This window comes from Mesorhizobium sp. LHD-90 (assembly GCF_030929505.1).
Lineage (GTDB): Bacteria > Pseudomonadota > Alphaproteobacteria > Rhizobiales > Rhizobiaceae > Kumtagia.
Window position 1 is genome coordinate 31,740 of the sequence record NZ_JAVFVV010000007.1, and the last position, 26,931, is coordinate 58,670.

General features: G+C 66.1%; 28 protein-coding genes and 1 tRNA gene. 11 read left to right on the forward strand and 18 right to left on the reverse strand.

Features of this window, described 5'->3' with window-relative positions:
* Nucleotides 1-7 precede the first annotated feature (7 nt).
* From ubiB to coaBC, 4 genes are all read left to right on the forward strand, one after another.
* Nucleotides 8-1,582, forward strand: a complete 1,575-nt coding sequence (gene ubiB / locus RB623_RS11305; protein ID WP_308056911.1) for a 2-polyprenylphenol 6-hydroxylase — start codon at nucleotides 8-10, stop codon at nucleotides 1,580-1,582.
* A gap of 63 nt (nucleotides 1,583-1,645) precedes the next feature.
* A complete protein-coding gene (locus RB623_RS11310; RefSeq protein ID WP_308056912.1) occupies nucleotides 1,646-1,927 on the forward strand; it encodes a plasmid stabilization protein in 282 nt (93 codons plus the stop codon).
* Nucleotides 1,914-2,336, forward strand: a complete 423-nt coding sequence (locus tag RB623_RS11315; protein ID WP_308056913.1) for a type II toxin-antitoxin system VapC family toxin — start codon at nucleotides 1,914-1,916, stop codon at nucleotides 2,334-2,336. The genes RB623_RS11310 and RB623_RS11315 overlap by 14 nt, the downstream gene beginning before the upstream one ends.
* Nucleotides 2,333-3,550 carry a bifunctional phosphopantothenoylcysteine decarboxylase/phosphopantothenate--cysteine ligase CoaBC gene (gene coaBC, locus RB623_RS11320; protein ID WP_308056914.1) on the forward strand — a complete coding sequence of 406 codons (1,218 nt, stop codon included), beginning with the start codon at nucleotides 2,333-2,335 and terminating at the stop codon, nucleotides 3,548-3,550. Before RB623_RS11315 ends, coaBC begins: the two co-directional genes overlap by 4 nt.
* Nucleotides 3,551-3,568: 18 nt before the next feature.
* Here the strand turns inward: coaBC and RB623_RS11325 are convergent, their stop codons facing one another.
* The 3 genes from RB623_RS11325 to RB623_RS11335 form a co-directional block, all read right to left on the reverse strand.
* Nucleotides 3,569-5,506 carry a cation:proton antiporter gene (locus tag RB623_RS11325; RefSeq protein WP_308056916.1) on the reverse strand — a complete coding sequence of 646 codons (1,938 nt, stop codon included), beginning with the start codon at nucleotides 5,504-5,506 and terminating at the stop codon, nucleotides 3,569-3,571.
* A 364-nt stretch (nucleotides 5,507-5,870) separates the two neighbouring features.
* Nucleotides 5,871-6,215: a hypothetical protein gene (locus RB623_RS11330; protein WP_308056917.1), complete on the reverse strand. Its 345-nt coding sequence runs from the start codon at nucleotides 6,213-6,215 to the stop codon at nucleotides 5,871-5,873.
* 119 nt (nucleotides 6,216-6,334) lie between these two features.
* Entirely contained in the window at nucleotides 6,335-6,781 is a 447-nt protein-coding gene (locus RB623_RS11335; protein ID WP_308056918.1) for a host attachment family protein, read from the reverse strand.
* Between the two features lie 254 nt (nucleotides 6,782-7,035).
* Between RB623_RS11335 and cysG the strand changes: the two genes are divergently transcribed.
* The 5 genes from cysG (at nucleotide 7,036) to RB623_RS11360 (ending at nucleotide 12,010) form a co-directional block, all read left to right on the forward strand.
* Nucleotides 7,036-8,481 (forward strand): siroheme synthase CysG, encoded by a 1,446-nt coding sequence (gene cysG, locus RB623_RS11340; protein WP_308056919.1) that lies wholly within the window; start codon nucleotides 7,036-7,038, stop codon nucleotides 8,479-8,481.
* Nucleotides 8,481-8,777: a DUF2849 domain-containing protein gene (locus RB623_RS11345; protein WP_308056920.1), complete on the forward strand. Its 297-nt coding sequence runs from the start codon at nucleotides 8,481-8,483 to the stop codon at nucleotides 8,775-8,777. Before cysG ends, RB623_RS11345 begins: the two co-directional genes overlap by 1 nt.
* Before the next feature lie 32 nt (nucleotides 8,778-8,809).
* Nucleotides 8,810-10,480, forward strand: a complete 1,671-nt coding sequence (locus RB623_RS11350) for a nitrite/sulfite reductase (protein WP_308056921.1) — start codon at nucleotides 8,810-8,812, stop codon at nucleotides 10,478-10,480.
* Nucleotides 10,455-11,204 carry a phosphoadenylyl-sulfate reductase gene (locus RB623_RS11355; RefSeq protein ID WP_308056922.1) on the forward strand — a complete coding sequence of 250 codons (750 nt, stop codon included), beginning with the start codon at nucleotides 10,455-10,457 and terminating at the stop codon, nucleotides 11,202-11,204. Before RB623_RS11350 ends, RB623_RS11355 begins: the two co-directional genes overlap by 26 nt.
* Nucleotides 11,205-11,446: 242 nt before the next feature.
* The gene (locus tag RB623_RS11360) at nucleotides 11,447-12,010 is read left to right on the forward strand and encodes a DUF934 domain-containing protein (protein ID WP_308056923.1); all 564 of its coding nucleotides are present in this window, start codon (nucleotides 11,447-11,449) and stop codon (nucleotides 12,008-12,010) included.
* A 50-nt stretch (nucleotides 12,011-12,060) separates the two neighbouring features.
* Here RB623_RS11360 and RB623_RS11365 read toward each other — a convergent pair whose 3' ends face one another.
* On the reverse strand, nucleotides 12,061-12,276 hold the full coding sequence (locus RB623_RS11365; RefSeq protein WP_308056924.1) for a hypothetical protein: 216 nt from the start codon (nucleotides 12,274-12,276) through the stop codon (nucleotides 12,061-12,063).
* 254 nt (nucleotides 12,277-12,530) lie between these two features.
* On the opposite strand from RB623_RS11365, the gene grpE reads away from it, so the two are divergent.
* Both grpE and RB623_RS11375 read left to right on the forward strand, forming a co-directional pair.
* Nucleotides 12,531-13,166 carry a nucleotide exchange factor GrpE gene (grpE, locus tag RB623_RS11370; protein ID WP_308056925.1) on the forward strand — a complete coding sequence of 212 codons (636 nt, stop codon included), beginning with the start codon at nucleotides 12,531-12,533 and terminating at the stop codon, nucleotides 13,164-13,166.
* Between the two features lie 229 nt (nucleotides 13,167-13,395).
* Nucleotides 13,396-14,028 carry a trimeric intracellular cation channel family protein gene (locus RB623_RS11375; RefSeq protein ID WP_308056926.1) on the forward strand — a complete coding sequence of 211 codons (633 nt, stop codon included), beginning with the start codon at nucleotides 13,396-13,398 and terminating at the stop codon, nucleotides 14,026-14,028.
* 28 nt (nucleotides 14,029-14,056) lie between these two features.
* On the opposite strand, the gene RB623_RS11380 is transcribed toward RB623_RS11375, so the two are convergent.
* From RB623_RS11380 to RB623_RS11445, 14 genes are all read right to left on the reverse strand, one after another.
* Nucleotides 14,057-14,428 carry an MmcQ/YjbR family DNA-binding protein gene (locus RB623_RS11380; RefSeq protein WP_308056927.1) on the reverse strand — a complete coding sequence of 124 codons (372 nt, stop codon included), beginning with the start codon at nucleotides 14,426-14,428 and terminating at the stop codon, nucleotides 14,057-14,059.
* On the reverse strand, nucleotides 14,406-15,242 hold the full coding sequence (locus RB623_RS11385) for a GNAT family N-acetyltransferase (protein ID WP_308057155.1): 837 nt from the start codon (nucleotides 15,240-15,242) through the stop codon (nucleotides 14,406-14,408). Before RB623_RS11385 ends, RB623_RS11380 begins: the two co-directional genes overlap by 23 nt.
* 194 nt (nucleotides 15,243-15,436) lie before the next feature.
* A complete protein-coding gene (locus RB623_RS11390) occupies nucleotides 15,437-17,689 on the reverse strand; it encodes a response regulator (RefSeq protein WP_308056928.1) in 2,253 nt (750 codons plus the stop codon).
* Nucleotides 17,690-17,763: 74 nt separating this feature from the next.
* On the reverse strand, nucleotides 17,764-18,753 hold the full coding sequence (locus RB623_RS11395) for an MDR family oxidoreductase (protein ID WP_308056929.1): 990 nt from the start codon (nucleotides 18,751-18,753) through the stop codon (nucleotides 17,764-17,766).
* Nucleotides 18,754-18,877: 124 nt separating this feature from the next.
* Nucleotides 18,878-18,951, reverse strand: a tRNA-Cys gene (locus RB623_RS11400).
* A 132-nt stretch (nucleotides 18,952-19,083) separates the two neighbouring features.
* On the reverse strand, nucleotides 19,084-19,878 hold the full coding sequence (locus RB623_RS11405; RefSeq protein ID WP_308056931.1) for a hypothetical protein: 795 nt from the start codon (nucleotides 19,876-19,878) through the stop codon (nucleotides 19,084-19,086).
* Nucleotides 19,879-19,998: 120 nt separating this feature from the next.
* On the reverse strand, nucleotides 19,999-20,493 hold the full coding sequence (gene lspA, locus RB623_RS11410) for a signal peptidase II (protein ID WP_308056932.1): 495 nt from the start codon (nucleotides 20,491-20,493) through the stop codon (nucleotides 19,999-20,001).
* Nucleotides 20,493-21,329 (reverse strand): RNA methyltransferase, encoded by an 837-nt coding sequence (locus RB623_RS11415; RefSeq protein ID WP_308056933.1) that lies wholly within the window; start codon nucleotides 21,327-21,329, stop codon nucleotides 20,493-20,495. Before RB623_RS11415 ends, lspA begins: the two co-directional genes overlap by 1 nt.
* Before the next feature lie 154 nt (nucleotides 21,330-21,483).
* Nucleotides 21,484-22,431 (reverse strand): class I SAM-dependent methyltransferase, encoded by a 948-nt coding sequence (locus tag RB623_RS11420; RefSeq protein WP_374121667.1) that lies wholly within the window; start codon nucleotides 22,429-22,431, stop codon nucleotides 21,484-21,486.
* A 235-nt stretch (nucleotides 22,432-22,666) separates the two neighbouring features.
* On the reverse strand, nucleotides 22,667-23,632 hold the full coding sequence (locus tag RB623_RS11425) for an ornithine cyclodeaminase family protein (RefSeq protein ID WP_308056935.1): 966 nt from the start codon (nucleotides 23,630-23,632) through the stop codon (nucleotides 22,667-22,669).
* A 34-nt stretch (nucleotides 23,633-23,666) separates the two neighbouring features.
* Nucleotides 23,667-24,008: a DUF1049 domain-containing protein gene (locus tag RB623_RS11430; protein ID WP_308056936.1), complete on the reverse strand. Its 342-nt coding sequence runs from the start codon at nucleotides 24,006-24,008 to the stop codon at nucleotides 23,667-23,669.
* Nucleotides 24,009-24,053: 45 nt separating this feature from the next.
* Complete coding sequence (locus RB623_RS11435; protein WP_308056937.1) at nucleotides 24,054-24,338, reverse strand: integration host factor subunit beta; 285 nt, start codon at nucleotides 24,336-24,338, stop codon at nucleotides 24,054-24,056.
* 82 nt (nucleotides 24,339-24,420) lie between these two features.
* The gene (gene sppA, locus RB623_RS11440) at nucleotides 24,421-25,371 is read right to left on the reverse strand and encodes a signal peptide peptidase SppA (RefSeq protein WP_308056938.1); all 951 of its coding nucleotides are present in this window, start codon (nucleotides 25,369-25,371) and stop codon (nucleotides 24,421-24,423) included.
* A gap of 111 nt (nucleotides 25,372-25,482) precedes the next feature.
* Nucleotides 25,483-26,910, reverse strand: coding sequence for an aldehyde dehydrogenase family protein (locus RB623_RS11445; RefSeq protein WP_308056939.1), 1,428 nt, complete (start codon nucleotides 26,908-26,910; stop codon nucleotides 25,483-25,485).
* Nucleotides 26,911-26,931: the final 21 nt, after the last annotated feature.

Genomic DNA, 26,931 nt, shown 5'->3' on the forward strand with positions numbered 1-26,931 from the left:
CGCCCTCATGACCTCGATCGGAGCAGGTTTCAGGCTGATCCGGGCCGGCTGGATCATGACGCGCGAAGGCGTCTTCGCCGCCTTGCCGGGCGAGGAGCTTTCCGGCGCGCCGCGGCTTGCCTGGCGGCTGACGAAATTCCTCGCCCGGCCGCGCGCCATGCGTCGCCAGCGCTCGGAACGGCTGGCCGAGGCCGTGTCACGGCTCGGACCTTCCTATGTGAAGCTCGGCCAGTTCCTGGCGACACGCCCCGACGTTGTGGGCAACGATATAGCGCTCGATCTTGCGAAACTGCAGGACCGAATGGCGACGTTTCCGACGGCGCAGGCCGTGGAAGCGATCGAGGGATCGCTCGGCCGACCGGTCACGGACCTTTTCGTGTCCTTCGGCGAGCCGGTCGCCGCCGCCTCCATCGCCCAGGTGCATCCGGCCGAGGTGTCGCGCGATGGAGAGCTTCGCAAGGTCGCGGTGAAGGTGATCCGGCCGGGGGTGCGCCGCGCATTCTTCCACGACCTCGAAAGCTATTTCCTCGCCGCCCGGTTGCAGGAACGCTTCATTCCCTCGTCGCGCCGGCTGCGGCCGGTCGAGGTGACGAAGACGCTCGCCCAGACCACCAAGATCGAGATGGATCTGAGGCTGGAGGCGGCGGCACTTTCCGAGATCGGCGAGAACACCCGCGACGACCCAGGCTTCCGTGTGCCGGCGGTGGACTGGGAACGCACCGGCCGCGATGTCGTCACCATGGAATGGATCGACGGTATCAAGATGAACGATATCGACGGCCTGCGCGCCGCCGGCCACGATCTCAAGGCGATTGCCGCCCACCTGGTGCAGTCCTTCCTGCGCCACACGCTGCGCGACGGCTTTTTCCATGCCGACATGCATCCGGGAAACCTGTTCGTCGAAAAGGACGGCACCATCGTCGCCGTCGATCTCGGCATCTCGGGGCGGCTGGGAAAGAAGGAACGGCGTTTCCTGGCCGAAATCCTCTATGGCTTCATCGTGCGCGACTACAAGCGCGTGGCCGAAGTGCATTTCGAGGCGGGTTACGTGCCGCGCGAGCACAATGTCGAGTCCTTTGCCCAGGCGATCCGCGCCATCGGCGAGCCGATCCACGGCCAGCCGGCCGAGACGATCTCGATGGCGAAACTGCTCACCCTGCTGTTCGAGGTGACCGAACTGTTCGACATGGCGACGAGGCCCGAACTCGTGCTGCTGCAGAAGACGATGGTCGTGGTCGAGGGCGTGGCGCGCACGCTCGATCCAGCCTTCAACATGTGGAAGACCTCCGAGCCGGTGGTCGGCCAATGGATCCGGCACAATCTCGGGCCGCGCGGCCTGCTGACCGACGCGCGCGACGGCGCCAATGCGTTGCTGTCGCTGGCCCGCCAGGCCCCGGATCTGGCGGCGCGCACCGAGCGCCTGTCGCGCGAGATTGACTGGATGGCCGAGCACGGCCTGCGTTTCGACGAGGCCACCGCGCGAGCCATCGGCAAGGCCGAGGCCCGCCACACCCGCTCCGGTCGCATCGCGCTGTGGGTGATTGCGGCGGCGGTGGTCTGGATTGCGTGGCGTTTGGCTTGATTGCATTGCAGTCATTGAATACATTGCAGGCATCACGATCCATCTCCAGACAGGAGGCCGGACATGGCAAACATGACCGTCAGGAATGTCGAGGACGAGACAAAACAGCAGCTGCGGCTTCGTGCGGCCCGCCATGGCAATTCTCTGGAGGCGGAGCTACGGTTGATACTCCGCGATGCCGCCTCGTCGCGCGATGAGGCTCCACGACGAACCAATCTCTACGATGCCATAAGAGAGTTGGTAGAACCGCATGGTGGATTCGAAATTCCGATCCCACTGCGTCAGCCTGCGCCTCGTCCCATCCCCTTTGAAGACTGGGACGACGAGGGCGATGATCATCCTTGATACCAACGTCATCTCGGAGGCATTCCGGCCCGCCCCTGATCGGACCGTCGCCGACTGGCTGCGGGAACAACCTCTGAGCCAGGTGTTCGTGACGTCCGTGAATAAGGCCGAACTCCTGACCGGCCTTGCGTTGATGAGCGATGGGAAGCGAAAACAGGCGCTCGCCGAAGCCATCGAACGCTTCTTCGAGGAAAGCTTGATGACGCCGGTTCTCGGTTTCGAGGAAACTGCGGCCATTCAGTATGCGCGGATATTCTCGCAGCGTCGCAAATCCGGGCGACCTATCTCGGAGATGGACTGCGAGATCGCCGCGATTGCGCTGACCCACGGTTACGCCGTTGCAACGCGGAACGTTTGGGATTTCGAACATTGCGGCGTCGAGATCATCAATCCATGGACGGTTCCATGACACTCTCGGGCAAGCGCATCCTGCTGATCGTCGGCGGCGGCATTGCCGCCTACAAGGCGCTCGACCTGATCCGCCGGCTGCGCGAGCGTGGCGCATCGGTGCGGGCGGTGATGACCGCGGCGGCGGGAGAATTCGTCACGGCGCTGTCGGTCGGCACGCTGACCGCAGACCGGGTGTTCAGCGACCTTTTCGATCGCGACGACGAACATGATGTCGGCCACATCCGCCTGTCGCGCGAGGCCGACCTGATCGTGGTGGCGCCGGCCACCGCCGACCTGATGGCGAAGCTGGCGAACGGGCTCGTTAACGACCTCGCCTCTGCCGTGCTGCTCGCCACCGACAAGCCCGTGCTGATGGCGCCGGCCATGAACCCGAAGATGTGGAACCATCCCGCCACCCGCCGCAACCGCGCGGCGCTGGTCAAGGACGGCGTATCGTTCGTCGGCCCGAACAGGGGCGAGATGGCCGAAAGCGGCGAGGCGGGCGAGGGCCGCATGGCCGAGCCGCTGGAGATCGTCGCGGCGATCGAGACGGCCTTGTCACCGCAGTCCGGTCCGCTTGCCGGCAAGAAGATCATCGTCACCTCCGGCCCGACGCACGAGCCGATCGACCCGGTGCGCTACATCGCCAACCGTTCCTCCGGCAAGCAGGGCCATGCGATCGCCGCCGCCCTTGCCGCGCTGGGCGCCGACGTGCGGCTGGTCTCCGGGCCGGTCAACCTCGCCGATCCGAAAGACGTGAAGGCGACCCATGTCGAGACCGCGCGCGAGATGATGCGGGCGGTCGAAGCCGAACTGCCGGCCGACGCCGCAGTGTTTGTCGCGGCCGTCGCCGACTGGCGCAGCGACAGCGAGGCCGGCGCCAAGATCAAGAAGGTGGCAGGGGAGGGGCCTCCGGTGCTCAAGATGGTCGAGAACCCCGACATCCTGGCCACCATCGGCCGCCATGCCAGAAGGCCTTACCTCGTCGTCGGCTTCGCCGCCGAGACCAACGACCTGATCGCCAACGCCCAGGCCAAGCTGAAACGCAAAGGTGCCGATTTCATCGTCGCCAACGACGTCAGCGCCGAGGGCGGCGCGATGGGCGGCGATCGCAATCGGGTGCGCATCGTGTCCAAGACAGGCGTCGAGGAATGGCCCGACATGCCGAAGGACGAGGTGGCGAAACGGCTAGCCGATCTGATCGCCGCACGGCTTGTGACCATCACCGTATAGCGTCAGCCAAAAACTAGCTTATGCCGATGCCGGCGGCTTGTTTTCGCCCCCGGAAGGCGAGTCTCCCGGCGGTTCTGGCTCCGGATTGAAGCCGGTTGCGCTGGAATCCGAGTCCTTCGGCGCCAGCTTGTTGTTTTCGCTCTCTTTTCCGGGCTTCACGCCGTCTTCGTCGGGCAGCGGCGGCTGCGGCGAGCTGATCTTGTCGTCGACGATCAGTTCGACGATACCGCGGGCGATCTCGCGCTCGCCCATGATCACTGTATCGGCGCCAAGTCCCTTCAAATGCTCGACTTCCGCATCCGAATGGGCGCGGGCGATGACTACAATGCCTGCGTTCGCAGCGCGCGCGCGCAAAATGATCTGGCCGGCCTCGAAGGCATTCGGAATGGCCAGCACCAGCCGTTTCGCTCCCGCCGGATTGGCGGCGGCAAAAACCTCGCCATTGGCGGCGTTACCCTCCACCACTTCGACCCGGTCGGCATGCAGTCTTGCGATGGTCTTGCCGCCGTCCTCGACAACCAGGAAGGGAAGGTTCGCCTTGCGCAGGGATTCGCCGACGAGGCTGCCGACGCGGCCATAGCCGATCAGGATGGTGTGGCCGTTCAGTTTTGTGGTCGGCGGCGCGTCTTCTTGACCGTGCGACGAGGCCGGCGCCGGCGTCGCCAGCACGCCGGCCTCGGTTGCAGGGCCGGCGGCCTTGGGGGGCGCCTCGGCGACATTCCGGGGGAAGCGCTGTTCGAACCACGGTTTCGTGCGCTCCACCACGGCGAAGACCAGCGGATTGAGTACGATCGACAGGATGGCGCCGGCGAGGATCAGGTCGCGGCCCTGTTCCGGCAGCAGCCCGAGCCCGACGCCCAACTCCGCGAGAATGAAGGAGAATTCGCCGATCTGCGCCAGGCTGGCGGAGATGACAAGCGCCGTGCCGACCGGATAGCGGAAGGCGATCACGATCAGGAAGGCGGCCGCCGACTTGCCGATGACGATGATGAACAGCGTCGCCAGGATCGGCCATGTCTCGTGCAGCAGGCTGGTCGGATCGAACAGCATGCCGACCGAGACGAAGAACAGCACCGAGAACGCGTCCCTGAGCGGCAGCGACTCTTCCGCTGCCCGGTGCGAAAGCGGCGATTCGCTCATGATCATGCCGGCGAAGAATGCGCCGAGGGCCAGCGACACACCGAACAGCTTTGCCGCGCCGAAGGCGACGCCGAGCGCGACAGCCAGTACCGCCAGGCGGAACAGTTCGCGCGATCCCGTATGCGCGACATAATGCAGGATCCACGGAATGATCCGCCGCCCGACGACCAGCATCACGAGGACGAAGGCGACGACCTTCGCCAGTGTCACGCCCAACACGCCCCAGACGCCGAAATCGAACTGGAACAGGGGGGAAGGCAACGCGCGCTCGACCTCGCCATTGACCCCGCCGAGCAGACCGGCGATGGCCGGCAGGATGACCAACGCCAGCACCATGGCCAGATCCTCGACGATCAGCCAGCCGACGGCGATGCGGCCGCGCTCGGTCTCGATCATGCGCCGGTCCTGCAGCGCCTTGAGCAGCACCACCGTACTGGCGACCGACAGCGCCAGACCGAAGACCAGCCCGGCACCGGGTGTCCAGCCGAGCGCCCAGGCCAGCCCTGCGCCGAGCGCCGTCGCGAAGCCGATCTGCACCACCGCGCCCGGCACGGCGATGGCGCGGACCGACAGCAGATCCTTCAAGGAAAAATGCAGGCCGACGCCGAACATCAGCAGGATGACACCGATTTCGGCGAGTTCCAGCGCCAGTTCCTGGTCGGCGACGAAGCCCGGCGTATGCGGCCCGACCAGCACGCCGGCGATCAGGTAGCCAACCAGCGGCGGAATGCGAAAGCGGTTGGCGAGCGCGCCGAGAACGAATGCCAGCCCCAGACCGGCGACGATGGTTGCAATCAGGGGCGTGTCATGCGGCATCGATCAGGTGTCGCCTTTCAGGGTCCGGAGCGGACATATGTGCGGAGAGCGCGAAAGCGCGGTCTTTCCAATATGGTGGATGGTGCGGGGCGCGCGCAACCCTTGGCGGCCAACTTTGTCGGGTTGACGAGCGCCTGCGCGGACACCGTATAGTGCCCGCATAGTGCCCCGCGAGGAAATGGCTGGAACCTAAACACGATGCGGTGGATGGAGCGCTGGGGCTGCGCCATGCGTCGATGGCTTGGGCTACGACAGCTAGGCCGGCGCCGGTATCCGGCATTTCGTGTCGCCGAGGTGCTCAGCCGCGCAACATTGCGCGGCTGAACGTATTTTCTACGCTTCGCTTGAGCCGGGTCGCCGCCTATCAAAGGTCAAAGCGCAGCGTCACGCCGGGACGTCGATAGTAGCGCGGGCCGAACCCGTAGTTCCGGCCGTAGTAACGACCGTAGTTTCTGCCTCGATAGCAATCGCCGTAGTAATAGCACCGATCGCGTGCGTATCGCCGGTAGGCCCGGCGCTCAGCACGGCGTTCCGCGCGACGCTGCTGTCGCTTCCAGTGACGATAGGTATGGGCGGCCTGCTGCAGATCCGTGCGCCCCTGCGCTACCTTCGGAACGAAAGCTGGCGCGGCATTGGTCGGCGCCGGCACTACTGCGGCGAACGAGACAGCCAAGGCTGCGGCCATCAACCCGGATAGGAGCGTTTTCATTGTTACCTCCTGGTGGTTGAGTTATCGAGGCCAACGAAACGGCAGCGGGTCCAGTTCCGGGCGCCTCTTCACTGTATGTTACGGCTGGTTTCGGTAAGGCGCGCCTCGCCTGATCTGCTTCACGCCGCCATCAGCATCTTCTCGATCTCCGGCACCGGATGATTGGTCAGCGTTTTGGGATATTCGGCCACCACCATCGCCTCGACCTCCTTGTGGAGGTTCTTGCGCATCTCGCCGAGCACGACGGGCGGCGCGATCAGGATGATCTGATCGAAATCGCCGCGATGCGCCGCCTTGTAGAGCTTCTCGGCGATCTCGACGGCAAAGCGTTCCTTGGCGACCTTGTGCCAGTCGGTGTCGGCCACCGCGCTGCGATGTGGCGAGGGCCCGTCGTTGAAGCGCCCCGGCCGGTCGCTGCCTTGCTCACGCGTCGGCGGGTTCTCTTCGGAGAGTTCGCGCACGACCTCGAAATCCGGATGGAGTCCGTCTCCCTTGTTCTCCAGAAACAGCGCCTTTTCGCCATCGGCGACCACGACCCAGATGCCGTGTTTCAGTTTCGCGGCCATGCGGAAATCTCCTCGGTTACGGATCGGACACGAGGCATCGGGCGATGCCTCGTTGGCTAACGCGACCGGGCCGATGCCGGTTCCTCGCGACAAAAACGTGCCAAAAAAACGCGCCGCGGAAAAATTTTCTTCTCTTCTTCGCGCTTGCGAAAAAGCGATTGCCTGCCGCAAACTGAGGCGCGAGTGCGTTCCTTCTGAAACGGCGCGCACCCGACTAAATATCTGACTTTCCAGCCAGGATGCTGAACCGCGCCATGCCGCAGCCGCACGCCAAGCTCAAAGCCTTCCCCGTCTTCTTGCGGGTCGAGGGGCGGACCGTGGCTATCGTCGGCAATGGCGACGAGGCGTTGGCCAAGGCGCGGCTCATCGCCCAGTCGAGCGCGCGGCTCGTGGTGATCGCCGACGGCGCCGAGCCCGCCCTGCGCGGCTGGCTGCGGGACCATGACGCGACGCTCGTCGAGGCGGCCTACGATCCTTCCCTGATCGAAGGTGCGGCGCTGGTGTTCGCGGCAAGCGGCAACGAGGCGCTGGATCGCCGCGTGTCGGACGATGCGCGTCGCCTCGGCATCGCCGTGAACGCTGTCGACCGGCCCGATCTCTGCGATTTCTACACACCGGCGATCGTCAACCGCGCGCCGCTAGCTGTCGCCGTCGGCACCGAGGGCGCCGGTCCGGTGCTGGCGCAGATGGTGCGGGCCCGCATCGACGCCATGCTGCCGCCGTCGCTCGGCGTGCTGGCGGCGCTGGCGAATTCGTTCCGGGATGCGGCCGAAAATCTCTTCCCGAAAGGCTTGGCACGTCGGTCTTTCTGGCATTCCTTCTTTTCAGGGGCGCCTGCCCGGGCGCTCGAGGCAGGCGGCGAGCGTGAGGCGCGCGCCGCCGCCGGCCGACTACTGGCGGAGCAGGGCAGGGGTTTTGGCCATGTCGCGCTGGTTGGCGCCGGTCCTGGCGCGGAGGACCTGCTGACGCTGCGGGCGCACCGCCTGCTGATGGAAGCCGACGTCATCGTCCACGACGCGTTGGTCCCGGAAGCTGTCATCGCCATGGGCCGGCGCGACGCCGAGCGGCTGCCGGTCGGCAAGCGCAAGGGCTGCCACTCCAAGACCCAATCGGAAATCAACGCGCTGCTGGTCCGGCTTGGGCGCGAGGGCAAGCGTGTGGTGCGGCTGAAGTCCGGCGATCCGCTGGTGTTCGGCCGCGCCGGCGAGGAGATGCAGGCACTGCGCGATACGGCCATCTCCTTCGAGGTGGTGCCGGGCGTGACCTCGGCCTTCGCTGCCGCCGCCGATTTCGAACTGCCGCTGACGCTGCGCGGCGTGACCTCCTCGATGGTGTTCACCACAGGCCACGATCTCAAGGGCAATTCGCTGCCCGACTGGGCGAAGCTGGCGATTTCGGGCGCCACCGTCGCCGTCTATATGGGCCGCTCCGTCGCCGCGGACGTCGCCCAGCGCCTGATGGATGCCGGCCTGTCGCCCGACACCGCCGTCGCCGTGGTCGAGAACGCCAGCCTGCCCAATCGCCGCCGGTTCCATGGAACGCTGGCTGACCTGCCGTCGCTGCAAGCGCGAGAGGATCTTGGCGGACCGGTCATGACCATCATCGGCGATGCGGTGGCGGGCGCCGATTTCTCGCGTTCCGAGCCGCTGGCGGCCTTCCGGCCCGTTCCGATGGATGCCGCGACCGAGGAGGCGCGCTGATGAAGGTTCTCACCGCAAACCGCTTGACCGACGGCGAGGCCGTCTGGTTCTCGCCGGGGAAATTTTGGGCCGAGACGATCGCCGAGGCGGACGTCGTCGACGACAAGGCAGGGGAAGCCGAGTTGGAGGCTGCCGGCAAGGCGGCCTTCGCCAACAACGAGGTTGTCGACGTCGAACTGATCGACGTCGAACTGGTCGATGGCGACATCCGGCCGATCCGGCTGCGCGAGCGCATCCGCGCCGCCGGCCCGACAAACCGCCTCGATCTCGGAAAACAGGCCAGAACGGCCGCATAAACAGGGCGAAGCAGCCCGCGGAAGCCAAGACCATGTACCGCTACGATGAGTTCGACACCGATTTCGTCAACGCCCGCGTCGCCGAGTTCACCGACCAGGTGGACAGGCGGTTGGCCGGCGAGATAACGGAGGACCAGTTCCGGCCGCTCAGGCTGATGAACGGCGTCTATCTGCAGCTTCATGCCTACATGCTGCGTATCGCCATTCCTTATGGCACGCTGAACACCGGCCAGTTGCGCATGCTGGCCCATATCGCGCGCAAATACGACAAGGGCTACGGCCACTTCACCACGCGCCAGAACATCCAGTTCAACTGGCCGGCACTGTCAGACATCCCGGCGATCCTGGCGGACCTTGCATCGGTCGAGATGCATGCCATCCAGACATCGGGCAACTGCATCCGCAACGTCACCGCCGACCATTTCGCCGGTGCCGCCGCCGACGAGGTCGCCGATCCGCGGCCCTATGCCGAGATCCTTCGGCAGTGGTCGTCGGTGCATCCGGAGTTTTCGTTTCTGCCCAGAAAGTTCAAGATCGCGGTGACCGGCGCCGAGCGCGACCGCGCCGCCATCCAGACGCACGACATCGGCCTGCACCTTAAGAAGAACGCCGAAGGCGAGCTGGGTTTTGCCGTCTATGTCGGCGGCGGCCAGGGCCGCACGCCGATGATCGCCAAGAAGATCCGGGATTTCCTTCCCGAAAAGCACCTGCTCTCCTATGCGACGGCGATCCTGCGCGTCTACAACCTCTACGGGCGGCGCGACAACAAGTACAAGGCGCGCATAAAAATCCTGGTGCACGAGACCGGCACGGAGGAATTCGCCCGCCAGGTCGAGGCCGAATGGGAGGCGCTGAAGGACAATGAGCTGACGCTGCCGGAAGCCGATATCCAGGCCATCAACGCCTATTTCGCGCCGCCGGAACTGACGGCCCGGCCGGAGGGCGACCAGGCAGTGAAGCTCGCCAGGCTCGATTCGAAAAGTTTCGCCGACTGGGTCGACCAGAACGTCATCACCCATCGCCACCCGGACTATGCCGCCGTCACCATCTCGCTGAAGGGCATCGGCGAGGCGCCCGGCGACGCCAGCGACAGCCAGATGGAGGCCGTCGCCGACATCGCCGACCAATACGCCTTCGGCGAAATCCGCGTCAGCCACGAGCAGAACCTGATCCTGCCGCATGTGGCGCGCGCCGATTTGAAGGCGGTCTATGATGCGCTGGTCGAGATCGAGCTGGCGACGCCGAACTCCGGCCTGATCACCGACATCATCGCCTGCCCCGGCCTCGACTATTGCGCGCTGGCCAACGCCCGCTCCATCTCCGTGGCGCAGGACATTTCGACGCGCTTCGCCGACCTGACGCGGCAGCGCGACATCGGCGAGCTCAAGCTGAAGATCTCCGGCTGCATCAATGCCTGCGGCCATCACCATGTCGGCCATATCGGCATTCTGGGCGTCGAGAAGAAGGGCGCGGAACTCTATCAGGTGACGCTGGGCGGCTCGGCCGATGAGCACACCTCGGTCGGCGAAATCATCGGCCGCGGTTTCGGCCCGGACGAGATCACCGATGCCATCGAGACCGTGGTCGAGACCTATCTCGCCCAACGGCTGGACAAGTCGGAGAATTTCCTCGCTGCTTACCGGCGTCTCGGCCCGGCTCCGTTCAAGGAGGCGCTTTATGGCGGCGAAGCCAAGGCAGCCTGACGAAGAGATCGCGGCAGCCGAGGCAGCCGATCTGGACGCCCGCTTCGGCGGGCTGTCGCCGCAGGAGATCATCGCCTGGTCGGCGCGCGACGGCTTTCCCGGCGCGATTGCTGCCGTTTCCTCCTTCGGCGCCGATTCCGCCGTGCTGCTGCACATGATCGCCGAGGTCGATGCGTCGCTGCCCGTTGTCTTCCTCGACACCGGAAAACATTTCGGCGAGACGCTCGACTATCGCGATGCGCTGGCCGCCGATCTCGGCCTGACCGACATCCGCATCGTCACGCCCGACCAGGCCGCGCTCGACCGGCTCGATCCCGCGGGAAAGCTGCACCAGTCCGACACCGACGGCTGCTGCGAGATCCGCAAGGTCGAGCCGATGGCGCGCGGCGTCGCGCCGTTCCGCGCCTGGTTCACCGGCCGCAAGCGCTTCCAGGCGGCGACCCGCGCGGCGCTGCCGGTGTTCGAGGCGGTCGGCCCGCGCGTCCGCATCAACCCGCTGGCGAAATGGGGCACGAGCGACCTCGCCGACTACATGCGCGCGCATTCGCTGCGGGAAAACCCGCTTGTCGCCTACGGCTATCTCTCCATCGGCTGCTTCCCCTGCACGCAGGCTGTGAAGCCGGGCGAGGATGCGCGCAGCGGCCGCTGGGCCGGCCAGGCCAAGACCGAATGCGGCATCCATCTGCAGGGGCTTGGCGAGGCGCTGACCGGCGCGGCACATTGAGATATTGACCGCCGTTCCCCCTCACCCGCCCTCCGCTTCGCTTGGGCGACCTCTCCCCGTTGGGGAGAGGAGACTTGCAACGCCGCCGCGCACTCATTGAGGATGAAGCGGCGACGCCGACGACCTCCTCTCCCCAACGGGGGGAGGTCGCCCGAGCGAAGCGGAGGGCGAGTGAGGGGGTATTTCCTTCCGGCGCGGGGAACGTCCCGGAAACACTGGAAACCAAGCCGAGAATAGGCCATATGCTCGCCCTCATGACAGAAGTGAAGAATGAAACCGTTGCGCCGCCGACGCCGCGGCTGTGGACGCCGGAAGGGTTCCGCGAGGACGAGTGGCAGCACGCTGAAAGCGCCGAGGCGCTGGCCGGCAACGGCCGCTTCATCCTGCCGCTGCGGGTTTTTCTCGATCTCGATCCGGTGGTGCGCAAGTCGGCAAGGGAAAGGCTCGGCGTGCTGCTGATGCCGGCCGATCCGGTCGAGAAGATAGCCGATCTGTTGGAAGACCTGTCGCTGGTGGCGCTCTCTTTCCCGGCCTTCAACGACGGGCGCAGCTTCTCAAAGGCGGAACTGCTGCGCAGCCGCTATCGCTTCGATCGCGCCGTACGCGCGACCGGGCAGGTCCTGGTCGACCAGTTGCCGCATATGCTGCGGCTCGGCTTCGACGAATTCGAGATCGTCAACCCGGTGCTGATCCGCAGGCTGGAAGAAGGCCGTGTCGGTGGTCTTGGTCTCTACTACCAGCCTGCCGCCAAACCGGCCGCCGCCCCAGCCAAGGGTGCGGGTTACTCCTGGCGCCGGTCCCGGTAGGCGGAACATCGACCGTCAAGGCAGCGGTCGCGAGCCGGCTGGCGCGGACGTCAATGTCGCCGTCTATACGCCCTGCCGGGTTCCGGCCGGTCGTCATCGGTCAGGCTGTCCAGTTGCCGCAACAGTCTAGCAAACCGATCCGGAATCTCATGCTGGACCGAATAGAGCGGCAAGGCGTCGACGAACCTCGCCATCTGGCCGCTCCGCATCTGCCGACGGAACTCGGAGTCTTGCTTGGCGGGCTTGTGGTGTTCGTCGTCGGTCATATCCCTTTACCTGTTGTTCGGTAAAAAAAACCCCACGCCGTGCGAATGGTTCCTGCAGATCGGACCACGTCCGGTTGTATGGTAAAGGTTAAGTAAAATTCGAACGAATGGCATCGACGGGCGTTCGGGTCCGAAAAGTATCGGCCGCATTGCCGCCCCACGACAGGCGTTTCGGTCATGGCCCTTGATTTTTGAGGCCGTAGCATCGATATCCGGCGCGACCTCCGAAGATTTTGAAGACACGGGACATGGCGATGAGCGACCAGGCGAAAGACGAACGCGTGCCTGAAGAGAATGTGGCGAGCGGCGAGGCCGACCAGGCTGCCGCCGGCCAGGGCGGCGACTATGAGGCGCTGGTGAAACTCCTCAAGGAGAATGAGGAACTGAAGGACCGGGCGCTGCGCGCGGCGGCCGAGATGGAGAATCTGCGCCGCCGCACGGCGCGCGAGATCCAGGATGCGCGCACCTATGCAGTGGCGAACTTTGCACGCGACATGCTGTCGGTCTCCGACAATTTGCGCCGCGCGCTCGAGGCGGTTCCCGCCGACGCGGGCACGAAGGTCGAGGCCGGACTGGCGGCGCTGGTCGAAGGCGTCGAGATGACCGAGCGCTCCATGCTGTCGACGCTGGAACGGCACGGCGTGAAAAAACTCGATCCGGCCGGCGAAAAGTTCGATCCGCATTTCCACCAGGCGATGTTCGAGGTGCCGAATCCGGATGTGCCCGCCAACACGGTGGTGCAGGTCGTGCAGCCCGGTTATTCGATCGGCGAACGCGTGCTGCGGCCGGCGATGGTCGGCGTCTCCAAGGGCGGCCCCAAACACCAGCCGGCGAACGACAGCGCGCCGGAGCCGGGACCGGTGAACGAGCAGGCGGAGAAGGATGCCTGAGGGTAGGGCAGTAGGCAGTAGGCAGTAGGCAGTAGGCAGTAGGCAGTAGGCAGTAGGGCTATCCGCTCACAGGCATCTGCTCCAACGCCCGCGAAGAAGACGAAGCCTTTGCAGCCACTTGACTGCCCGTGCGTAGTCGCGCTTCCTTTTTTACTGCCCTACTGCCCTACTGCCCTACTGCCCTACTGCCCTACTGCCCTACTGCCAAGCTCCCCAACGCGGACACCTCATGAATCCGCTGCTGCTTCTGGATTATGCCGGCGTCGCGGTGTTCGCGGCGACGGGCGCGCTCGCCGCCTCGCGCAAACAACTCGACATCGTCGGTTTCATCTTCCTCGCCGCGGTCACCGGCATCGGCGGCGGAACGCTGCGCGACGTCATCCTCAATATCCCGGTCTTCTGGATCGGCAACACGGTCTATGTACTGATCTGCACGGCGGTGGCGACCTTCGTGTTCTTCACCTCGCATCTTGTCGCCTCGCGCTGGAAATGGCTGCTGTGGCTCGATGCCGTGGGGCTCGCCGCCTTTGCGGCGATGGGCGCGGCCAAGGGACTGGCGATCACCGGCTCGCCGGTCGTCGCCATCATCACCGGCATGCTGACGGCGACCTTCGGCGGCATTTTGCGCGACATCGTCTCGCAGGAGCCGTCGGTGCTGCTGAGACCGGAAATCTACATCAGCGCGGCCGGCGCGGGGGCCGCCGCCTATGTGGCGGCGGATTGGCTGCTGGCGGCTCCCGGCGTCTCGGCGCTGATCGCCTTTGTCATTGCGCTCGTCGTGCGGGGCGGCGCGCTCTGGTTCGGCTGGACGTTGGAACCCTACAGGAGCAAGCCGGGCCGCCGGCCGGAAGATATCCCCTGAGCGCGGCTGCCGATCCGCGGCGCCGGCTTCAACTGGCGCGCCGCGCCGCTCGTTTCGCCGGCGCCTGAAAGCGCATGGCGCATTCCAGCCGATGGAGGAGTTCGCGATCCGATATGGCGTCGATGCGCACCAGGATGGCCGGCCAGCCCTTGTAGTGGTCGGTCTCGAAATAGATGTCCGGCGCCGCCTCCATCAGCGTCGCCTTCTCCTCCAGAGGACACATGATGACGACGGTGGCCGCGTCCTTGACTCGGCAGAGCGACTTTTTGCCCAGCTTCAGGGAGGGTGTGCCGTAAGAGGTGCTCTCGGTCACGCCCGGCAGCAAAAGCGCCGCCGCCCGCAGCCGCGCGAAGGCGGGCGCGAGCGGATCGAAATTGTCAGGCGACGATACGGCCGGCATCTCCGGAATAATAGCTGATGTAGCGCTGCTTGATCTCCTTGACGCGCAAGACGATGAACACGTCGACCGTCTCGAAATCGTGGTCGATGACGCAGCCCTCGCCGATGCGCGCGCCGAGGCGAAGATAACCCTTGATCAGTGGCGGCATGCGCAGGAAAGCCGATTTGGCGTTGATCGCCTCGCACGGCATCATGTCCATGAGGCAATGGCGGTTCGGCAGCGCGCGCACGTCGTAATCGGGTTCGGTCCTGCAATGATGCGCGAGGAAGGAAAGCGCCTCGGCATGCGCGGCCGGAACCGTGCCGTGGAAGGAGGCGCAGCCCGCCATCACGTCGATGTCGTGATGCAGCACATAGGCCCAGATGCCTTGCCAAAGCGCCTCGATGGTGCGCTTCGAGCGATATTGCGGCAGCACGCAGGAGCGGCCGAGTTCCAGGAAGTGTTTGTCCGGATGGCGGCGGATCAGCGAGCCGAGGTCGAACTCGTCCTGCGAATAGAAGCCGCCGGCCAGCGCGGCGCCCTCCTCCTTGAGCAGGCGGTAGGTGCCGACGATGCGCTTGTGTTCGGGACCGGGCAGCGCGTGGTCGAAGACGAGAATGTGGTCGCAGACCGCGTCGAACCGGTCGGCGTCGCGGCGGTCCAGCGCCTCGAGCCGGTTCGACCTGGCGCCGAGCTCTTCATAGAAGACCCGGTATCGGACTTCCTGAGCGGCGGCGATTTCCGCTTCGTTGCGCGCCAGCCGCGCCTCGAGCGCGCCGATGCGCCCCAAGGTCCGGTCGGAAATGCCGAGAGCGGATTCGGCGCCGGGGATCAGGCCGACCTTCGCCTCGATCGCGACATCGGCCGTTGGGATCGCTGTTTGCACGGGTGATTCTCCTTCGAGCAGCCGGGCATGGCGAGGGGATAGGCATAGTGTGCAACAGTCGTATGAACTTAACGCGACGGCCTGTCTCGCTCAAGCCGTTGCCGGCGCGTGCGGCGTCCACAATGCCGTGAACCCGGCCCGCTTCAGGCGCCGCGTTCTTCCACCGCGTGCACCAGCGCGTCAGGGTCGAGCGGCTTGGTGACGAAGCCGCTGGCGCCGTGCGCCAGCACCTCATGACGCGTCTTCTCCTGGCTGTCGGCCGACAGGACCATGATCGGCACCGGCGGCAGGTTGTTCTCCTCCTCGTGCCGGCGGATCAGTGCGATCGCCTCCAGCCCGTCCATCATCGGCATGTGGAGATCCATCAGCACCACGTCGTGGCGCTCCTTGCGCGGGCCGACCACCGCTTCGACGGCGGCGCGGCCGTTGCTCACCACCTCGACGCGGTGGCCAGCCTTCTGCAGCGTGGTGCGGGCGAGAAGCGCGTTGATCTCGTTGTCCTCGGCAAGCAGGACCGACAGGCCGGCGACCCTTGCGCTGCGCCCGCGCGAGGAGGCGCGCGGCGCCGGCGCGGCGGTGATTGCTGCGCTGGCGGCTCCCGATAGCAGCACGCGCAGAAGCGTCTCGCCGCGTACCGGTCGCGCGAGGAAGGTGACATAGCCGCTGGCGCGGAAGTCGCCGAGCGCGCCGCGGTCGGTCGGCGCGATCAGCGTGATCGCCTGGCTACCGGAGAAGCCCGACTGCTTCAGCCGCTTCAGCACCTTGCCGTCGGGAGATTCCAGCGCCGCGTCGATCAGCAGCGCGTGGCAGGGTCCGGTCAGCTCGGCCGCCTGGTCCGCCGAATAGGCGACGTCCACCGTGCCGCCATGGGCGCGGATGGTGCGGGCGATGGCGTCGCATTCGACCTCGTTGTGCGACACGATGATCGAGCGGTGGCCTTCCAGCACCGCGCCGCGCGTCAGGTTCGATCCGCTCGCCTCGGTGGCCGGTATCTCGAAGGCGAACTCCGAGCCAAGGCCGTAGTCGCTGGTGGCCGCGATGCTGCCGCCAAGCGCCTCGACGATGCGGCGCGAGATGGCGAGGCCGAGGCCGGCGCCGCCATGCGTGCGCGTCGGCCCCCCGTCCGCCTGCTCGAATTCCTCGAAGATGCGCTCCATGTCCTCCTTGCGCAGGCCGGGGCCGGTGTCGGCCACGGCGAAACGCACGAAGTCGACGTCGCCGGGCTTCAGCGCGACGCTGACCAGCACGCCGCCGGCGTCGGTGAACTTGATGGCGTTGCCGATCAGGTTGAGCAGCACCTGGCGGACGCGGCCGGGATCGGCGGTGATGGTGTGCGGCACGTTTGGCGCCACGAAGGAGGCGAGCCCGATGTCCTTGCCGTAGGCGCGGGAGGCGAGCAGTTCGACCACGCTTTCCACCATCTCGCGCGGCGACACCGGCTGCGGCTCAGGCACGAAGCGCCCCGCCTCGATCTTGGAGAAGTCGAGCAGGTCCTCGATCAGCGCCAGCAGCGCGCTGGCCGAGGTGGAGACGGCGCTGACATAGGTCTTCTGTTCGGCCGACAGGCTGGTGTCGGCGAGCAGCTTGGCCATGCCCATGATGCCGTTCATCGGCGTGCGGATCTCGTGGCTGACGGTGGCCAGGAAGCGCGATTTCGCGACGCTGGCGTATTCGGCTCGCTCGCGCGCGCCGATCAGCGCCGTCTCGGCCCGCTTGCGCGCTGTGATGTCGCGGGCGATGGCGCGGTGCGATACGCTCTTGCTGGCAAGGTGGCGCATCGACAGCTCGATCCAGGAGAACCAGCGCGTACCGGCGGCGGTGTGGATCGGCACGTCGGTGGAGCTCAGGCATTCGCCGTCGGCGAAGGCGGCGTCGGGGACCACGCCTACCTCTATGCCCAGATCGGCCAGCCTCAATCCGGCCAGCTCTTCCTGCGGCCTTCCGACCAGGTTGGCGAACACCTTGTTGGCGTAGACGATCCGGCCGTCCCGGTCGCGATGGATGACAAGGTCGCCAAGCGCGTCGATGAGGCCGAGGAAATGCTCCTCGCTCTCATGCAACTCCCACATGCGGTCGGCTATCGCCTCGGCGCGCGCGGCCGGCGCCTCGGCTTCCGCCGAGGCTTGCCGTCGCGTCAGGTGAATTCCGCGCCACAACATCAGGATGCCGACCAGGCTCGCGGCCAGCAGTCCAAGCCCAACGAACTGCGGCGCCCCAAAGATATTGGCGACGCCGGCAAACAGCAACAGGGCAGTGATGGTGCCAACCTGCCGGACAAGCGCCTTGGGATGCGCCGGCAGCAACTCGACCAGGGGATCGGGAGAAGCCGCGGGCGGCGGAGCGTCTGCGGCCTTTTCCTTCCGGTCGATCGAGTTGTGAGGTACTGGCGCCGTCATGCCTGGAGCGTAGGCATGACCTTCTTCCCGAAGCTTTCTGCTATTCGTTCGTATTTTAGACGTATTGCGGTTTCTCACATTTGGACGACGACGCGGCCGCGGATCTTGCCCTCGACGATATCGGTGGCGGCCGCAATGATGCCGTCGAAACCGGTCTGGGTCGCCAGCGTCGAAAGCTTGCGGTGGTCGAGTTCGTCGGCGATCCGCCGCCAGGCCTCGAGCCTGAGTTCCTTCGGCGCCATCACCGAATCGATGCCGAGCAGCGACACGCCGCGCAGGATGAAGGGCGCAACGCTGGCGGGCAGGTCCATGCCCTGTGCCAGTCCACAGGCGGCGACCGCGCCGCCATAGGAGGTCATGGACAGCACGTTGGCCAGCGTGTGGCTGCCGACCGCGTCGACGCCGCCGGCCCAGCGTTCCTTGGCGAGCGGCTTTGCCGGGCCGGAAAGTTCGGCGCGGTCGATGATCTCGGCTGCGCCGAGTTCGGTTAGATAGCCGCTTTCGGCAGTGCGGCCGGTCGATGCGATGACGTGGTATCCCAGCCGCGACAACAGCGCGATCGCCACCGAGCCGACGCCGCCGGCCGCGCCGGTGACGACGACCGAGCCGCGCTCCGGCGATATGCCGTGGCGCTCCAGCGCCATCACCGACAGCATCGCCGTATAGCCGGCGGTTCCGACCGCCATCGCCTCGCGCCCGGTCATGCCTTCGGGCAACGGCACCAGCCAGTCGCCCTTGACCCGCGCCTTTGCCGCATAGGCGCCGAAATGCGTCTCGCCGACGCCCCAGCCGTTGAGGATGACCTTGTCGCCCTCCTTCCAGTCCGGATGCCGGGACGCGGTCACCGTGCCGGCGAAATCGATGCCGGGAACCAGCGGGAAGCGGCGCACCACCGGAGCCTTGCCGGTGATCGCCAGCCCGTCCTTGTAGTTCACCGTGGTCCACTCGACGCCGACGGTGACGTCGCCGTCCATGAGGTCGGCCTCGGTGAGCTCGGTGACCGCCACCGACTGCTTCTTGTCCTCGCCGCGCGAGATGAGGATGGCTTTGAAGGTTTCGGGCATCTTTTCTCCTCTTCGCCGGAGGCCGATCCGCCGCGCGATAGCAGTCTACCCTAATCGGGTTTGGCCGGCTTCGCCAACAGATGGATGACGGTAGTTGCGGACAGCTTGGGCGGAGGAAATCGATTGGAGGGCCGAGCGGGAATTGAACCCGCTACGCCGGATTTGCAGTCCGGAGCGTCACCGTTCCGCCTTCGGCCCCTGTCGATGCGATTGCTACTAGCTCAACCGACCGAAACCGCCAACCTGCTGACAGCACCTATCGCCGCCACGCCGCGAAAAGAATCCGCGTTGACCGAAGATCCTCGGGTTTGTGGCGTCTCAGGCGGCCCGTCAGGACGTGTCGGGCTGCTCCAGCGCGTACACGGCCAGCGCATGGGCGTGCGCCAGAATCTCGTCGATCTCGCGGATGTTGCGGGGATGAATAGCAGTGGGATCGTAGCGCGACAGCCGCCCGCCGGGCGGACGCCCGCGCCGCAGCGGCGAGATGCGCCGGAACCGGACCGCGCCGCGATCTTGTCCGCCATGCGCGCCCGCGCCGCCACCTTGCTTTTCCCGAGCGACGGCCGCGTCGCGTCGCGCCTTCCAGCGGGCGAAACGTTTTGCCTGTCCGGGCAGGTCGTCCAGCGCGCGGCCCAGCGCCTCCAGCCGCAGGGCTAGCCGCGATGCATTAACCGGATCGTCGGGTGAAGGCGGAGCAGGCAGGGGACGGTATGGCGAGTCGTCAAAGAGCGACCTGATGCGCGGCCGGGCGTGCGCGGGTACATAGCGGCGGTGGACGCGGAACGGATTCTTGAGCGGATCGAGCAGCGGCAGGTTCATGGTGCGCAGGGCGGGTTCTGGACGTTTTTTCGGCCCTGTCGGCATGAAGGCGCGAGGTCCCCGCCGGATCTCGAGCTTCGGTTTGCGCGGGCGAAACGGCGGCAAGGTCACGACGAGACCCCGCGCCGCCGCGACGATCAAACGCCGCGCCGCGGACTCGGCCGGACGCAGCAGCCGCAAGATGGCGCGGTGGAGTTGGCGCGGCAGGGTCGGTCCACCGTCGGCAAACCCGGCCATGGACACGAGCATCACGAGGATGCGCTTCAGCGCCTCCCAGTTCTTGTCGATCGCCGCACTTTTCTCCATCGCCGCCGCCTCCTTTCCAGCACAGGCGACGGGGATTATCGCTCCGTCGTGAGGGAGGGGGATAAGCCTTGAGAAAATAATCCTGACAGATGCTGACGATGGTAGACGTCGGCGATCCAGTCAATTGTCCGAAGACGCGGTCTTTCGAGCGTTTAGCCAGCCCAAAAATTCCTGCAGCACGATGGCCGCCGCGCCTACCGTGATGAAGGCGTCGGCGAGGTTGAACACCGCGAAAGACCAGACCGGCGTGTGGAAAAGGATGTAGTCGATGACATGCCCGTAGATGGCGCGGTCGATGAGGTTGCCGAGCGCCCCGCTGATCACCAGCGCAAAACCGATCCTCGCCAGCATCTGGCGTGGATCGGATTTCGCGGCGAGATAAAGCACGAAGGCGATCACGGCGAGCGAGACGACGATCAGTCCCTTGTCGCCCACCCAGGAGAACATCGAGAAGGCGACGCCGGTGTTGTAGGTGCGGTAGAGCGCCAGGAAAGGCAGCAACTCGACCGGCTCGTGCATGGTGAGGCGGGTTTCCACCAGCCATTTGATCCACTGGTCGAGCGCGACGCCGGCGGCCGCCAGCGCGGCATAAATTGTCCAGGAACGAAGGCCCATCAGGAATCCAGTTTCAGCGCCGCGCGGCGGATTTCGAACAGCATGACGCCGGTGGCGACCGCGAGATTGAGCGAGTCGGCGCGGCCCGCCTGCGGTATGCGCACCAGCCGGTCGCAGGCGTCGGCCAGCGCGTCGGGCAGGCCCTGCTGCTCGTTGCCCATCAACAGCACGACGGGTTTTCCGGCATAGTCGACGCTACGGTAGTCGACCGCACCTTTCAGGTGGGTGCCGACCAGCAGGCCGGAAAATCCCTTGCGCCAGGCGGCAAAAGCCTCCGGCGTGGCGCGCGCCACCGGCACCGCGAAGATCGACCCCATCGTCGCCCGCACGGTCTCCAGCGCGAACGGGTCGGTGGTCTCCCCGACCAGGATGACGCCCTTCGCGCCGACAGCGTCGGCGGTGCGCAGCACCGTGCCGAGATTGCCGGGGTCGCGCACGCGGTCGAGCGCCACCCAGACGTCGCCGCCGGAGGGACGGACGTCGGAAAGTTTGGTCAGCCGCTGCTCGAACACGCCGATGACGGTCTGCGGATTGTCGCGGCGGGTGATCGCGGAAATGATCTTATCCGACACTTCCAGCACGTCGCCGCCCTTGGCGACGACACGGGCGGCAACTTTCTCGACCGCCGGATTGCCGAGCGACGATTTGGCGAAGACCAGCGTCTTCACCCGCCAGCCGAGGTCGAGTGCGTCGATGACGAGTTTCAGCCCCTCGGCGAGGAAGGCGTTGTGCTGGTCGCGGAATTTCTTCAGCGCCAGCGCCTTCAGATCCTTCACCAGCGGGTTGGCGAGGCTGGTGACTTCCTTGACGCGACCGACACGCAGTTCGCTGGTCATGATGTGCCCCCTCCACCACGCTTCGCGTGGTCCCCCTCCCCCGTAAACGGGGGAGGATCGAACGGCGCCGCTGGTTCCTCCCCTGCGAAGCGGGGGGTCCGAAGGACGACCACGCGAAGCGTGGTGGAGGGGGCGCCGCTCAAGGGTGAAGGATTCATCCCGACACCCATCTGGAAAACAATGACGTGGAAAGCGCCCGCCCGGCGCCCTTTTCGCGGATCACCAGTTCGCCCGATTCGACGCTGCCGCCCATGCCGGCAAAGGTATCGCGCATCAGCGCGTGGATGGCGAAGAACGAGGCGCGGATCGAATAGGCCGTCAGCACGACGGCGAGCGGTTTCGGCGTCAGGATCGAGCGGCAGAGGTCCGCAAGTTTCGGCAGGTCGTCGAACAATTGCCAGACCTCGCCCTTCGGCCCGCGCCCATAGGCGGGCGGATCGAACAGGATGATGTCGTAGCGGCTGCCGCGCCGCTCCTCGCGCTCGGCGAATTTCATGGCGTCCTCGCAGATCCAGCGGATCGGCTTGTCCGTCAGCCGCGCCATCTCCTGGTTCTCGCGCGCCCAGCCTATCGCCTTTTTCGAGGCGTCGACATGCGTGACTTCCGCGCCGGCTTTCGCCGCCACCAGCGAGGCGAGGCCGGTATAGCCGAACAGGTTGAGCACTTTCACCGGCCGCCGCGCCTTCTCGATCAGGCCGGCCATGTGGTCCCAATGCGTCGCCTGCTCCGGAAATACGCCGACATGGCGGAACGAGGTGAAGCGGCCGAGATAGTCGATGCCGTCATGGCGCATCGGCCAGGTCTCGCCGAGCGGTGTTTTTGGAAAGCGCCAGCGGCCAAGACCTTCTTCGTCGGTATCGCCGGTGAAGATTGCGTCGGCCTTGCGCCATTCGGCTTCGGGCAGCGCCTTTTGCCAGATCGCCTGTCCCTCGGGCCGGACGATGCGGTAGGGGCCGTATTGCTCCAGCTTCTCGCCGCCGCCCGAATCGAGCAGCGCATAGTCGTCGTTGGGCAGCACTTCGAGGATGACCGGCAGTTTTTCGGTGGGCAGCGCGCTGTCGCGGCGTGCAAGCAGGCGCGGGGCGGAAGCACTGTCGCCCATCGTCTTCTGCACGGGCGCCTCCGTCCGGCCAGCGTCTTGCAGGCGGGCGGGCTGGCTGCCCGTCGGTCGGGGCGGACGGCTGTCGCGGCGTCGGTCGCGCGTGGGTTTCAAAAAATTCTCCGGCGGTCGCGCCGCTTTTGGCACAGGGGTGGTAGCGGCGCAACTCGCCCTCGGGTCGCACGGGAAGCATTGCCGTCCGGACAGCCGGCAGACGGGTGTCTCCCGGTCCGGCAGATCAGCCCGACGTAGCCCTGTAGACGGCGATGCCCGCCGCGAGGTCCTCCAGCGCAGCACCCACGGACTTGAACAGCGTGATCTCGCCAGCGCCCTGCCGGCCGGGTTTCTCGCCGCGCGCCAGCTCGTGCAGGTCGGCGACGATGTCCTCCGGCTTGAGCACGCCGGATTGCAGCGGCTGGACGATGTCGCCGGCCTCCTTGGTGGCGCCGGCGCGGGTGTCGACATAGACTTTTGCGCGGGCAATCGCTGCGTCATCCGCCTCGCGCATGCCGGGCGTAAAACCGCCGACGAGGTCGACATGCGTGCCCGGCCGCAGTCGGTCGCCTTTCACCAGCGGCGCGGTCGAGATCGTCGCGCAGGAGACGATGTCGGCCCAGGCGAGCGACGCGTCGAGGTCGGTGGCAACGGTCGCGGCGAGGCCGTCCTGGCGCAGCGCCTCGGCGGCCTTTTCCGCATTGGCGGACGTGCGGTTCCAGATGCGGATATTTTCGATCGGCCGCACCGCCGAATGCGCCCTGGCGAGGAAGGCGCTGAGTGCCCCGGCGCCGACGACCAGCAGCTTCGAGGCGTCCTCGCGCGCCAGGTAGCTGGCGGCGAGCGCCGAGGCGGCCGCCGTGCGCCATTGCGTCAATCTTTGCCCGTCGATCAGCGCCAGCGGTTCGCCGGTCCTGCCGTCGAGCAGCAGGTAGAGGCCCATCACCGCCGGCTTGCCGATCTGGTTGTTGTCGGGCGAGACGGTGACGATCTTGACGCCGACATGGCCGCCCTCCGAGGTTCCGGCGGCGTGAAGGTCGGTCCAGGCCGGCATCAGCAGCAATGTCGAGGCGGCGCCGTCCGGCCGATCGATCGTGTGATGATGCCGCACCGGCTGCACCGCGCCCTGGCGGAACGCTTCGCGCAGCGTTTCGACCAGACCGGGGAAGGTGAGCGAACGGTCGACCTGCTCGGCCGAGATCATGCGCATGCGGTTGCTCCGGGCGCGGGAACGGCGGCTTGCGTCAGGCCGACGGTTTCGGCAGCGCAGGGCCGGCAGCCACCGTGCGGCTCTGCCGGGCGGAGGCGTCGCGCGCCGCCTGCGCCTCGATGCCGCGCTGGCGAGCGAGCTTGCGATAGTGCCCCTGCTTGAACCAGGTGGCGAGGCTGCCGACGATCATGCCGACCACCAAGGCGGCGAACAGCAGGAAGAACAGCGGCAACTGGATGGTGAGCGCCGGATTGCCGGGGTTGAACGGATCGAGCGTGAAGGCCGCCGGCGTGCGGTTCGCCACCGCCAGCGCGATCAGGACGACGGCCAGCGGAACCAGCACCACGATGAGCACGATGCGATTGAAGAGTGTCATGACGCTGCAGTCCGATGCCGACCGTTCGTTTTCAAGCCGTCCGCCCTATTTTTCGGCGTTCAGCCTCTCGCGCAGTTCCTTGCCGGTCTTGAAGAACGGCACCCACTTCTCCTCCACCTCGACCGCGTCGCCGGTTCGCGGGTTGCGGCCGGTGCGGGCCGGACGGTTCTTGACCGAAAAGGCGCCGAAACCGCGCAACTCGACCCGGTTGCCGTCGGCCAGCGCGTCGGTGATCTCGTCGAAAACAGCGCTGACGATGTTTTCGACGTCGCGAAGAAACAGATGCGGATTGCGTGTGGCGATGATCTGCACGAGTTCGGATTTGATCATGAGCGCTGTCCCCGTCAATTTATCTTTTTCTAAAGAGTAGGCGGATGATTTTATTCGTGTTTTTCAATCGGTCGAAGCCGGATCAAGGGTGCCAGACTGATACGAGACCGTCAAGGAACAAGCGGTCGGCTCCTGTCTCGCGCAGCACGTCGCCACCAGCTCCCGGCAGGCCGATCATCTCGCCGACGGCATTCGCCACCGAGCGGCTGAACAGCCAACTGGAATCATCGTCCTCGGGTTTCCATTCGATGACCTCCAGGCGTCCCGAGACCCCCTTGCCGGAAAGCCAGGCGACGGCCTCCTTTTCGCCGCCCAGCCCGTCGATCAGCTTCTTGTCCAGCGCCTGCCGGCCGGTGAACACCGAGCCGTCCGCCAGCGCCAGCACTTCCGGGCGGGTGAGGGGCCTGCGGTCGGTGACGATGCCGACGAACCAGTCATAGCTGTCGAGGATCATCGAGCGGATCATCGCCCGCTCGTCTTCCGTCGTCGGGTTGAAGGGCGAGGGTTCGGCTTTCAGCGGCGAGGATTTCACCTCGTCCAGCGTGATGCCGATCTTGTCCATCAGCCCGCTGAAATTCGGGAACTGCGCGAGCACGCCGATCGAGCCGACGATGGAGGACTTTCGCGCCACGATATGGTCGGTGGCGCTGGCGATCATGTAGCCCGCCGACGCCGCCAGCGTGCCGACCTGAGCCACCACCGGCTTTTCGGCGGCGAGCGCGCGCACGGCGTCGAAGATCGCCTCGCCGCCGGCCGTGGTGCCGCCGGGGGAGTCGATCGACAGGATGACGCCCTTGACGGTCGACGACTTCCGAATGTCGTCCAGCCGCTTCAAAAGCTCCTCGTCCTCGAGGATGGTGCCCTCGATCTTCACCTTGGCGATGTGGTCGACCGACTTTCCGGCGTCGCCGTAGAACACCAAAGCCGTGCCGACGATCGCCACAGCCGCGACAGCCAAGGCAGCGACGCGCCAGAAGGTGAGCTTTCGCCGCAGCCTGCGGCGATCGATGAGGTCGTCGGCGGTCGTGGCCATGGCCTTCCTCGTATCGGGAAAGCGAAGTATTTAGCGCATGTTACCGGCTTCGGCTACCGCCAATGAGGTAACGCGCGGGCAGGTCGCGGCGGCTGATCACATGCGGATGCCTCAATCGCCGTAGCCGACGATGCCCTTGACCTCCAGAAAATCGTGGATGGCCCAGTCGGCATATTCGCGGCCATTGCCTGACTGCTTGTAGCCGCCGAACGGCGCGAACGTGTCCCAGTCCGGATAGTTGATCGACACCTGTCCGGCGCGCAGCCGCGAGGCCACTTTTCGGGCATGGCCGATGTCTTTCGACTGGACGTAGGCGGCCAGTCCGTAGACCGTGTCGTTGGCGATCCTCACCGCGTCGTCGTCGTCGTCATAGGAGATGACCGACAGCACGGGCCCGAAAATCTCCTCCTTCTCGATGGTCATGCCCGGCCGCACATGGCCGAACACCGTCGGCCGCACATAATAGCCGCGGTTGAGGTGGCCCGGGCGGCCGTTGCCGCCGGTCACGACGGTTGCGCCCTCGGCAATGCCGCTTTCGATCAGCCGCTGGATCTTGTCGAACTGCACCTGGCTGACCACCGGTCCGAGCTGCGTGTCCTCCGAGCGCGGGTCGCCGACCTTGAAGCCTTCCGCCGCGTCCTTGGCGATGGCCAGCGCCTCGTCGTGGCGGGCGGCGGGCACCAGCATGCGCGTCGGCGCGTCGCAGGACTGGCCGGAATTGCCGAAGCAGCCCTCCACGCCCTTCTTCACCGCTTGGGCGAAGTCGGCGTCGGGCAGGATGATGTTGGCGGATTTGCCGCCGAGCTCCTGGGCGACGCGCTTGACCGTGTCGGCGGCGGTTTTCGCGACGATGATGCCGGCCCGTGTCGAGCCGGTGAAGGACACCATGTCGACGTCGGGATGGCCGGCCATGACCTGGCCGACATCCGGGCCGGTGCCGTTGACCATGTTGTAGACGCCCCTGGGCGTTCCGGCGGCCTCCATGACCTCGGAGAAGACGATGCCGCTGATCGGCGCGATCTCGGAGGGCTTCAGCACCACGGTGCAGCCGGCGGCGATGGCTGGCGCCACCTTGCAGACGATCTGGTTGAGCGGCCAGTTCCAGGGCGTGATCAGCGCGCACACGCCGATCGGCTCCCTGACCACCATGGTGCCGCCGCGCTGTTCGGAAAACTCGTAATCTTCCAGGGCCTTGATGGTCGATTCCATATGGGCGCGGCCGGCCCAGGCCTGCGCTTCGCGCGCCCAGGTGATCGGCGCGCCCATCTCCCGGCTGACCGCCTGGGCGATGTCCTCGTAGCGCTCGTTGTAGATTTCGAGGATGCGCTTCAAGAGCTTCAGCCGCGCGGCCTTGCCGGTCTGCGAGAAACTCGGGAAGGCGGCCTTGGCGGCGGCCACGGCGCGGTCGACATCGGCTTTCGAACCGACCGAAATTTTTGTGTAGGCCTCCTCGGTGGAGGGGTCGATGACGTCGAGCGCAGCGGGTGTGACGGGGTCAACCCATTTGCCGTCGATGAAGAATTTCAGGTGGTTGCTCATGGCGGACACGCTTCCTGCTTG